Source organism: Peptostreptococcus russellii (assembly GCF_003012055.1).
In the GTDB taxonomy this organism is placed as follows: domain Bacteria; phylum Bacillota; class Clostridia; order Peptostreptococcales; family Peptostreptococcaceae; genus Peptostreptococcus; species Peptostreptococcus russellii.
Window position 1 is genome coordinate 213092 of sequence record NZ_JYGE01000001.1, and the last position, 11373, is coordinate 224464.

The window sequence follows — 11373 nt, forward strand, 5'->3', positions numbered from 1 at the left end:
AAATACTTTAAAAAGGAGAATGAATCAAATTATGAAAATTGCAGTAGTGATGGGATCAAAATCGGATTTACCAAAGTTAGAGAGTGGTATTGAATTAATGAGAAATTTTGGAGTTGAGGTAGCGGTAAGAGTTTTATCTGCTCATAGAACTCCGGTAGAGCTATCTAAGTTTTTAGATGAAATTAAAAATGATACAGATGTTATAGTGGCAGCGGCTGGAAAGGCGGCTCATTTGCCAGGTGTAATTGCAGCTCAAACATTAATCCCAGTAGTTGGACTACCTATTAAGTCTTCTACAATGGACGGATTAGATTCATTATTATCAATGGTTCAGATGCCTAGTGGAATACCAGTAGCTACAGTAACTATTGACTCAGGTACTAACGCAGCTTTGATGGCTTTACAAATTGCAAGTATAAAGTATCCAGTTTTGCGTGATAGATTATCAGATTATAGAGATGAAATGGCAAAGAAAGTTTTGCTAGATGATGTATCTGTTCAGTAGATAGCAATTCAAAAAGATTACAAAGTTCAACTTGATTTTGGGGATTTAGATTGATCAGCTTGAACTTCAAACGATAAATATTAATTAGGAGAATGGGAGATGGCAATGTTAACTTATAAAAATTCTGGTGTAAATATTGATGAAGGAAATAGAGCAGTAGATTTAATAAAGGGAAAGATAAAGCAGACATATGATTCAAATGTTGTTGGAGATCTTGGAAGCTTCAGTGGACTATATTCTTTAAAGGATTTTGTGGGAATGCAAGAGCCAGTACTTTTGGCATCAACTGATGGTGTAGGAACTAAGCTTAAAATTGCACAGATGATGGACAAGCATGATACAGTAGGTATAGATTTGGTAGCGATGTGTGTTAATGACTTAATATGTCAAGGAGCTAAGCCACTGTTTTTCCTTGATTATATAGCTTTAGGGAAGTTAGTACCTGAGCATATAGAAAAAATAGTTGGGGGAATAGCAGATGGATGCAAGATGAGCAGCTGCTCATTAATCGGTGGAGAAACTGCTGAAATGCCAGGAATGTACGGTGAAGATGATTATGACTTGGCAGGATTTTCTATAGGTATAGCAGATAAAAAAAATATAATAAGTGGACAAGATGTAAAGGCAGGAGATGTTTTGGTAGGTATATCTTCTAGTGGTGTTCACAGTAATGGATTTTCTTTTGTAAGAAATATATTTTTAGATGAATATAAGTATGATTTAAATAAACATATAGATATGTTGGATATGAGCCTTGGTGATGCACTTTTAACACCTACTAAAATATATGTAAATTTAGCTTTGGAAGCTATAGCAAATAATAATATTAAATCAATTGCACATATAACAGGTGGTGGGTTAGTTGAAAATGTAGTAAGAGTAATACCAAAAGGGCTAGGAATTGACGTAGATACAAAATCTTGGAAAAAACCAGCTATATTTAATATGATAGAAGAGTTTGATGCCATAGAAAAAAGAGAACTTCATAAGAGTTTTAATATGGGAATTGGACTTGTAATGATAGTAGATAAGGAAGAAGCAGATAAGCTTGTAGATTTTATAAATAATAGAAAAAATGACAACGCAGAGTATGTAGAAGATAAATATAAGGACTTAATGAAAGATGAAGCCTTTATTATAGGCAAGGTATCAGATAGTCATGATGGGGTAGAATTAATATAATACTCATATAGGGTGAAAGATCAAAAGCTATAAGCAAGTGAGATTTAGATTTTGATATATAAAGACAAACCCTAATACAGTAAGATTTGGAGGATTGTTATGAAAAATATTGCTGTTTTACTATCTGGCGGAGGTACTAACCTACAATCAATAATAGATGCCATAGAGGCTGGAAAAATTAATGGTCGTATCAAGTTGGTTATTTCGAACAAGAAAGATGCCTATGGACTAAAAAGAGCAGAGAAGCATAATATTAAAGCTAGTTTTGATAATGATGAAAGCTCTATAATAGAGCGTTTATTGAGTGAAGAGATAGATTTAGTGGTATTGGCAGGATTTTTAAAAATTCTTAGTCCAAAATTTACCAAAACATTTGAAAATAAGATAATAAATATTCATCCATCTTTGATTCCATCATTTTGTGGTGTTGGCTATTATGGTCTAAATGTCCATAAAGCGGCTGTAGACTATGGAGTAAAGGTGAGTGGAGCAACTGTTCACTTTGTAGATGAAAACGCAGATACAGGGCCTATAATAGCTCAAGAAGTGGTTGAAGTGTTAGCAGATGATACTGCAGAAACTTTACAAAGAAGAGTATTGGAAGTAGAGCACAGTATATTGCCGATGGTGGTTGAAAAATATTGTGATGACAAGATAGAGGTAAGTGGAAGAAGAGTCTATATAAAATAGTCGATATATTATGATATTAGCAAATATATAGATTATAAAGTAAGAATTTTATTATTGAAAGGGGTTTATTTACGATGAAAAGAGCGCTTATAAGTGTTACAGATAAAACAGGTGTAGTAGAATTTGCCAAGAAGCTTAATGAACTTGGATATGAGATAGTATCAACAGGAAATACTTTTAAGAAATTAAAGGAAAATGGAGTAAATGTAATAACTATAGAAGATGTTACTCACTTCCCTGAAATACTAGATGGAAGAGTAAAGACTTTAAATCCATATGTACATGGTGGGATATTATATAGAAGAGATTTAAGCTCTCATGTTGAAACAGTAAAAGAACACGAAATAAATTCAATCGATATGGTTGTAGTAAGTCTTTATGACTTTGAAGGTGCGCTAAGAAGTGGCAAGACTCACGAAGAAATCGTAGAAAATATAGATATAGGTGGTCCTTCAATGATAAGATCAGCATCTAAAAACTACAAGGATGTGACAGTTGTTGTAGATATTGCTGACTATCCAAAGATTATAGAAAAGTTAGAGTCTGGAGAGCTAACTCTTGAAGATAGAAGAAAGCTGGCATATAAGGCATTTGCTACAACTGCTAGATATGACACTTTGATATCTTCTTATTTTGCAAAAGTAGTAGGAGATGAATACCCAGAAATATTAAACCTTACTTTTGAAAAGGATACTGAATTAAGATATGGTGAAAATGGACATCAAAGAGGTTTCCTATACTCTCAGCCAAATGCAAAAAATCCTATACTTAATTTCAAACAGTTACACGGAAAGGAATTATCTTTCAATAATATAAATGACTTACATGGTTGTTTAGAATTTATGAGAGAATTTAAAGATAACGAAGAAGTATGTGCAGTAGCTATCAAGCATGCAAATGCCTGTGGTGTTGGACTAGGAAAGACTTCTTTAGAAGCATATAGAAAGTGTTTTGAATCAGATAAGGTATCAATATTTGGTGGAATAATAGGTATTACATCAACTGTAGATATAGAAACTGCAAAGATGCTAAATGATATATTCTTTGAAATAATAGTTGCATATGACTTCGATGATGATGCACTAGAGCTATTAAAATCAAAGAAGAATTTAAGAATATTAAAGCTAGCAAAAATAGAAGATAGCAAGCAAAAGTTAGATATGAAATATCTAGATGGAAAACTTTTGATACAGGATAAGGATAAAATAGAAAATGAAAAGCAAGAAGTAGTCACTAAGCTAGCTCCTACAAAAGAGCAGTTAAAGGATATGGATTTTGGAATGAAGGTAGTAAAAAACCTAAAATCAAATGCCATAGCAATAGTGAAAGATGGTCAGACGCTTGCAATAGGATGTGGTCAGACTTCAAGAATTTGGGCGCTAAGTAATGCAATAGAAAATAACAAGGAAGAAAAGAATTTTGAAGGAGCAGTTTTAGCTTCAGATGCTTTCTTCCCATTTGACGACTGTGTAAGACTTGCAGCAGAGTATGGAATAAAGGCAGTAGTTCAGCCAGGTGGATCTATTAGAGATGAAGATTCTGTAAAAGCTTGTGATGAACTGGATATGACTATGGTATTTACAGGAGCTAGACACTTTAAGCATTAAAAATCAAAGTGAGTGGATATAAAATATAGCAAGAAAATTATGTGAAGATAAAAAGTAAGTTTTATGTGAAAATTAAAAATAAGTTTATATATACTTGTGAAAAGAAGACCATAAGGATAATATTTGCAATTATATTAGAATTGGGGGATTTATTATGAAGATTTTGGTAGTAGGCGGTGGAGGAAGAGAACACGCAATCTGCTGGAAATTAAATGGTGAAGAAAATGTAGAAAAAGTTTACTGTGCACCAGGAAATGCAGGGATTTCAAAAGTAGCAGAGTGTGTTGATATCAAAGCTACTGATATTGAAAAGTTGGCAGATTTTGCAGAAGAAAATAGAATTGATTTGACTGTAATAGGTCCAGAAGTGCCTTTAGTAATGGGAATTAGCGATGTATTTAAGGAAAGAGGATTAAGAGTCTTTGGACCAGATAAGGCTTGTTCACAGCTAGAAGGAAGTAAGCTATTTTCAAAAGAATTTATGGTAAGACATAATATAGCAACTGCAAAATACAAGGAATATACTGATATAGACAAGGCGATAGAAGAAATTGATAGCTTTGGATATCCAGTGGTAATAAAGGCAGACGGATTGGCTGCAGGTAAGGGAGTAATAATACCTACGAACAGAGAAGAGGCTATTGAAACACTAAACACTATTATGAAAGATAGAAAGTTTGGGGAAGCTGGAAACTTGGTAGTAGTAGAAGAATTTCTAGAAGGTGTTGAAACATCTATACTGGCTCTTGTAGACAAAAACACAATAATAGCTATGGAAAGTTCAAAAGATCATAAGAAAGTATATGAAAATGAAACTGGACCAAATACAGGTGGAATGGGAACATTTTCTCCAAGTACAATATATACAGATGAATTAGCTGAAAAAGTATATAATGATGTGCTTGTAAAGTCACTTGAAGGTTTTAAAGAAGATGGATTGGACTATAGAGGAATATTATTTGTGGGACTAATGATTACAGAAGATGGCGAAAAAGTACTTGAATATAATTGTAGATTTGGTGATCCAGAGATACAGTCTATATTGATGAGATTAGATTCTAGCCTATCTGAGATTATGATGGCAATCACGGAAGATAGATTATCTGAAATAGATATCAAGTACTCAAAAGACGCTGCTACTTGTGTAATAATGGCATCTGGAGGATATCCAGATTCATATGAAAAGGGAAAGAAGATTTCTGGACTTGAAGATTTAGATGATGACATAGTAGTATTTCACAGTGGAACAAAAAAGGACGGAAATGATATTTTGACAAATGGTGGAAGAGTACTAGGAGTATGTGCTAAGGCTAAAGATGTAGAGTCAGCTGCTAAGAGAGTATATGAAAATATAGAAAAAATTAGTTTTGATGGAAAACACTATAGAAAGGACATAGGTATTAAATATGAGTAAAGTAAATAGATTGTTTGTAGAAAAGAAGGAAGGATTCAATCTTGAATCGCTAGCAATGAAAAATGATATAGAGGATAGCTTAAATATAAAGCTTCAAAATATAAGAGTAATAAATAGATATGATGTAGAGGGAATTAGCGAAGATTCATATAAGAAAGTTGCTGAAACAATATTGTCTGAACCTAATCTTGACAATATATACTATGAAGAAATTCCTGATGTAAAATCAAGCAGGATATTTGCAATAGAGTACCTTCCTGGGCAGTATGACCAAAGAGCCGATTGGGCTTCAATGTGTGCTGAAATAGTAAACGGAGGACATAGACCAAATATTAACTCTGCAAGAGTCATCATAATAGATGGAGAAATAACAGAGAGTGAGTTTTATAAGATAAAAAAATACTTGATAAATGCTGTAGACAGTAGAGAGGCTTCTCTTAAAAAAGCAGATACACTAGAAGTGAATTATGATAAGCCAGAAAATGTAGAAATTTTAGATGGTTTTATAGAATTAGATATAGAAGGTCTTGAAAAGTTTTTAACTGATAGAGAGCTTGCTATGTCAATAAAGGACTTAGAACTTATACAAGAATATTTTAAAGATGATGAAAAGAGAAACCCTTCTATCACTGAAATAAAGGTGTTGGATACTTATTGGTCAGATCATTGTAGACATACAACTTTTATGACAAAGCTAGAAGAAGTAGAGATTTCTAGTGGGAGATTTACAGATCCAATTAAGGAAACATATGATAGATACATAGACGATAGAAAAGAAGTATATGTAGATAGAGACAAAAATATATGCTTGATGGACATAGCAACTCTAGCTATGAAAAAATTAAAAAAACAAGGAAAATTACAGGATTTAGATGAGAGTGAAGAAATAAATGCCTGCAGTATTAATATAGATGTTGAAATAGATGGAAAAAATGAAGAATATCTTTTGATGTTTAAAAATGAAACACATAATCATCCAACAGAGATAGAACCTTTTGGTGGTGCAGCAACTTGCCTAGGTGGAGCTATAAGAGACCCATTGTCAGGCAGAAGCTATGTATACCAAGCTATGAGAGTAACAGGTTCAGCAGACCCAAGAACAAGCATGGAAGATACACTAGAAGGCAAGCTTATGCAAAAGAAAATAACTACAGAAGCTGCTGATGGTTATAGTTCATATGGAAATCAAATAGGTGTAGCAACAGGTCAGGTAGCAGAGTTATATGATGAAAACTTTGTAGCTAAAAGAATGGAAGTTGGAGCAGTAATAGCTGCAGCTCCAAAGGAAAATGTAATTAGAAAAAGACCAGAAGCAGGAGATGTAATCATCTTACTTGGAGGAAAAACTGGTAGAGATGGCTGTGGAGGAGCTACTGGTTCATCAAAGGAACATAGTGAGGAAAGTATATCTACTTGTTCAGCAGAAGTTCAAAAGGGAGATGCACCTAACGAAAGAAAAATTCAGAGATTTTTTAGAAATTCACAGGCAGTGAAGATGATTAAAAGATGTAATGACTTTGGTGCAGGTGGTGTATCTGTTGCAATAGGAGAAATCGCTGATAGCTTGGACATTAATCTAGATTTAGTACCTAAAAAATATGATGGATTAGACGGAACAGAACTTGCTATATCAGAGTCACAAGAGAGAATGGCAGTTGCTATAGACAAAGAAAATATGGAAAAGTTTATTGAACTAGCTCATCTAGAAAATCTTGAAGCAACTCATGTTGCAACAGTAACTGATACTGGATATATGAGACTATTCTGGAGAGGTGACGCAATAGTAGATATTAAAAGATCTTTCTTGGATACAAATGGACATCAGCAAGAAGCAAAAATCAAGGTAAATAGTATAGATGAAGACTCAAGATATACAGACCTTAGAGAAATTACAAATAAAAAAGAGACATTGGAAGAAAAATATATAGAAGCAATGAAGGATCTAAATGTTTGTTCACAAAGAGGATTAGTAGAGAAGTTTGATAATACAATAGGTGGAAATACTGTAATTGCTCCTCTAGGTGGAAGATATCAGGCAACTCCTGCAAATGGAATGGTAGCAAAGATACCTGTATTATCTGGTGAAACTGATACATCTTCTATTATGACATTTGGATACAATCCAAAGATAGGTAAATGGTCACCTTTCCATGGTGCCTTAAACGCAGTAGTAGAATCTGTTGCAAAATTGGTAGCACTAGGTGGAGATTATTCAAATGCAAGATTGACTTTTCAGGAATACTTTGAGAAGCTTGGAAATGATGCTAGTCGTTGGGGCAAGCCATTTTCTGCACTTTTGGGAGCATATTATGCCCAAAGAGAATTTGAAATACCAGCAATAGGTGGAAAAGATAGTATGAGTGGTACTTTTAATGATATAGATGTTCCACCAACATTGATTTCATTTGCTGTAAATACTGAAGATGCAAAGAAAGTAGTATCTCAGGAATTTAAATCTGCTGGAAATCTTTTAGTACTAGTAGAAGCTCCTCAGAAAGATTACGCCTTCCCAGACTTTGATATAATGAAGAAAAACTTCAATGTAATACATTCAGCTATGCAAAATAATAAAATAAAGTCTTCATATGCACTAGGATATGGTGGATTAGCCGAAGCAATAGCAAAGATGGGATTCGGAAATAAAATAGGACTTAGCTTAGATGAATCTATATCAGAATTATACTCTGACTATGATAATTTATTTGAGCAAAGTTATGGAAGTATACTATTAGAAGTTTCAGAAAAGGATATAGATTCTCTAGAAGGATCTAATTATATAATAATAGGAAGAACAACAGAAAATCCTGAATTAGATATATTTGGAGAAAAAATACATCTTGATAAGTTGTATAGAGCTTCATCTCAGACTTTGGAAAATATATTCCCAACTAAGGCTCAGAAGGAAATAATGGCTCCAATAGAAAACATAAGCTATAAAAAAACAGAAAATATATCTAGAAAGTCTTTAAATATAGCTAAACCAAGAGTATTCATACCAGCATTCCCAGGAACAAACTGTGAGTATGACTCTGCCAGAGCATTTGAGAGAGCTGGTGCACAGACAAGCGTAGGTGTATTTAGAAATATGTCTTACAAAGATATAGAATCATCAATTGATATGATGGTTGATGAAATAAATAAGAGTCAGATTATAATGATTCCAGGAGGATTCTCAGCTGGAGATGAGCCAGACGGATCAGCTAAGTTTATAGCTACAGTATTTAGAAATCCTAAGATAGAAGAAGCAGTAATGAATTTATTAAATAAAAGAGATGGATTGATGATAGGTATCTGTAATGGATTCCAAGCACTAATAAAATTAGGACTTGTGCCATATGGAGAAATTAAAACTCCTAGTGCTGATATGCCAACTCTTACATACAATGATATTGGACGTCATCAGGCAAAGATGGTACAGACTAGAGTAGCATCTAATAAATCACCATGGCTAGCAGATACGCAAGTAGGAGATATACATTCAATAGCAGTATCTCATGGTGAAGGAAAGTTTGTAGCTAGTGATGAAGTCATTAAAAGCTTGATTGAAAACGGTCAAATAGCAACTCAATACGTAGATTTTGATGGAAATGCAAGCTATGATATCGACTTCAATCCAAACGGTTCTTACTATGCAGTTGAAGGCATAACTTCACTTGATGGTAGAATACTTGGTAAGATGGGCCATTCTGAAAGAATAGGAAATGAAGTAGGAAAGAATATAATAGGAGAAAAGGACCAAAAGTTATTTGAGTCTGGAGTAAAATATTTTAAATAAGCGAATCAACCAATTCACATAATTGCAATTAATAGGGCAGCTGGATTAATCCAACTGCCCTATTTCCATAAAAATAAGAAAAAGTATCATATAGTGAAAATATACCAATATAAGTTTATTATATTCATAGTAAGTTTAATGAAATTATATATAAAAAAAGAGGAAACTTTAAAGGTGAATTATATATAAAAATTTGATATAATGAAATAGTAAGTTAAAATAAAGGAGGAGTATATGGAAAAAATTGAAAAAACGATTGAAGAAAAAGATTTAGAGAAAAAAGATTTGAAATTATATTTTATAATAGCATTTTTGTTACCATATATTATGGGAATTCCCTTGTATATGGCAAAGAAAAAAGGGCTAGATGTAACAGCATTTCCGACAGCTCAGATGTTTATGCCAGCAGCGGCGGTCGTATTAATAATACTTAAAAGAAAATTAAAAGAGGATTTAATTCCTAAGAAATTCTTCTATCTTTATCTTTTATCTACAGTATTTATGTTGTTTACTTGTATATTAACATTTATACTAGATAAAAAAACAATTATCAATATAACAAATATATCGATGATGATATTTAGTATAATAGGCTTGGTATTGCTAATAGCAGAGGGTAAGGAAAAGAGAAAGGCCTATGGATTAGATTTAAAAAATGTTAGAAAAATATTATTATTATCATTACTATTTTTAATTTTAATGATAGTTAGAATAGTCTTGGCAGCAGTTATAGAAGGTGAAATGGATGAGTTATCAAAAGTATTAACAAATCCAATTATATGGGTGACAGCTTTGCTTATGTTTGTGAATATATTTTTTATATATATGCCATTTTTGGGGGAAGAATATGGATGGAGATACTACCTGCAACCGATGCTTCAGAAAAAATATGGTATGGTAAAAGGTGTTTTCATACTAGGTATTTTATGGGGAGTTTGGCATTTACCTTTGAACTTATTTTATTATTCTGATGGAAAAACAGGTGTAATAAGTTTGATTGTACAAATAATAGTGTGCATTGGTCTAGGAATATTTTTCGCATATGCCTATGCAAAGACACAGAGTATTTGGTCAGTAGTACTTTTACATATGCTAAATAACAACTGGGTAGCAGTATTTTCTGGAGATTTAACAGGTAAAAGTATAGAAAATCAGGTATTTGATTGGAAATCTATACCATTAATTTTGGGGTTAGTTCTTATCACTTATGCTGTATTTGCATTTAGTAAGTATGTAAAGGATAAAAAATATAGAATGCCTACAATGTATGAAAGATTAGAAGATGAAAATATATAATAATTCATTAAATAAATTATTATAATAAACAGATAAGGCCCCGCTATTTTAAATAGAGGGGTCTTTATTTTATGAATGATTTTTTGTGATTTTAAGTAATCTTGGAGTTGCAAGTGATACAATAATTGCACTAAATATGTCCTTAGCAATAGCAAAAGGAAATAAACTAGCTAGACAAGCCCAATATGGTATAGGAGTATTGGCTACCTTATTTAGTATAAAATAAGTGTAGAGTGTTCCAATTGCATAAGTTACAATCATTGCCAAAATACATCCAACAATAAGCTTATTAAGAGATTTTGTGCCAAACTTTTCTCTAGTTAAACCTGCGATATAAGAGGCCGCAATAAAAGCTATTAAGTATCCAAATGTAGGCTTTAGCACATAGCCAAGTCCTCCTCCTTCTGTAAAAATTGGGAAACCAAGTAATCCAATTACAACATAAAGTAGGGAAGATAGAGCTCCAGCTTTTGAACCTAAAATCATTCCAGATAAAAGTACAAATGTAAATTGAAGTGAAAAAACAGTCACTGGAAGTGGGATTCTTATAAATGCTCCGATAGCTATTAAGGCAGTAAAGAAAGAGCATAAAATCATTGTTTTTGTATTGTTTTGAGATCTAGTCAAAGATTTACCTCCTAAAGTAATGTATATTTATAGTATAAAAAATAAATATTTTTATCATTAAAATAAATTGAAATATACTTTTCTTTATTTTAATATATTTTAGTTTAACATATAAACAAAGTCTTGTAAACCATTTATAAATAGCAGTTTACAAGAGAGGCTTTTGAACTCTAGAATTGTATATTATAGAATATAGAAGTAATTGCTAGAAAATAAAATAATTAAATGTACTATTTTAGAAATTGAGATATAATTTTTATAGGAATAGGAATAGGAA

8 protein-coding genes are annotated in these 11373 nt (G+C 32.3%); 7 read left to right on the forward strand and 1 reads right to left on the reverse strand.

Annotated elements, in window-relative coordinates:
* Nucleotides 1-31 precede the first annotated feature (31 nt).
* The 7 genes from purE (at nucleotide 32) to UF10_RS00950 (ending at nucleotide 10469) form a co-directional block, all read left to right on the forward strand.
* A complete protein-coding gene (gene purE / locus UF10_RS00920) occupies nucleotides 32-505 on the forward strand; it encodes a 5-(carboxyamino)imidazole ribonucleotide mutase (RefSeq protein WP_106775970.1) in 474 nt (157 codons plus the stop codon).
* 105 nt (nucleotides 506-610) lie between these two features.
* Nucleotides 611-1687: a phosphoribosylformylglycinamidine cyclo-ligase gene (purM, locus tag UF10_RS00925; RefSeq protein ID WP_106775983.1), complete on the forward strand. Its 1077-nt coding sequence runs from the start codon at nucleotides 611-613 to the stop codon at nucleotides 1685-1687.
* A 99-nt stretch (nucleotides 1688-1786) separates the two neighbouring features.
* The gene (gene purN, locus UF10_RS00930; RefSeq protein WP_106775971.1) at nucleotides 1787-2377 is read left to right on the forward strand and encodes a phosphoribosylglycinamide formyltransferase; all 591 of its coding nucleotides are present in this window, start codon (nucleotides 1787-1789) and stop codon (nucleotides 2375-2377) included.
* 74 nt (nucleotides 2378-2451) lie between these two features.
* The gene (purH, locus tag UF10_RS00935; protein ID WP_106775972.1) at nucleotides 2452-3984 is read left to right on the forward strand and encodes a bifunctional phosphoribosylaminoimidazolecarboxamide formyltransferase/IMP cyclohydrolase; all 1533 of its coding nucleotides are present in this window, start codon (nucleotides 2452-2454) and stop codon (nucleotides 3982-3984) included.
* A 154-nt stretch (nucleotides 3985-4138) separates the two neighbouring features.
* Entirely contained in the window at nucleotides 4139-5398 is a 1260-nt protein-coding gene (purD, locus tag UF10_RS00940) for a phosphoribosylamine--glycine ligase (RefSeq protein WP_106775973.1), read from the forward strand.
* Nucleotides 5391-9173, forward strand: coding sequence for a phosphoribosylformylglycinamidine synthase (locus UF10_RS00945; RefSeq protein WP_106775974.1), 3783 nt, complete (start codon nucleotides 5391-5393; stop codon nucleotides 9171-9173). The genes purD and UF10_RS00945 overlap by 8 nt, the downstream gene beginning before the upstream one ends.
* Before the next feature lie 234 nt (nucleotides 9174-9407).
* On the forward strand, nucleotides 9408-10469 hold the full coding sequence (locus UF10_RS00950) for a CPBP family intramembrane glutamic endopeptidase (RefSeq protein WP_106775975.1): 1062 nt from the start codon (nucleotides 9408-9410) through the stop codon (nucleotides 10467-10469).
* 69 nt (nucleotides 10470-10538) lie between these two features.
* Here the strand turns inward: UF10_RS00950 and UF10_RS00955 are convergent, their stop codons facing one another.
* Nucleotides 10539-11096, reverse strand: coding sequence for a biotin transporter BioY (locus UF10_RS00955; protein WP_242969000.1), 558 nt, complete (start codon nucleotides 11094-11096; stop codon nucleotides 10539-10541).
* Nucleotides 11097-11373 lie beyond the last annotated feature (277 nt).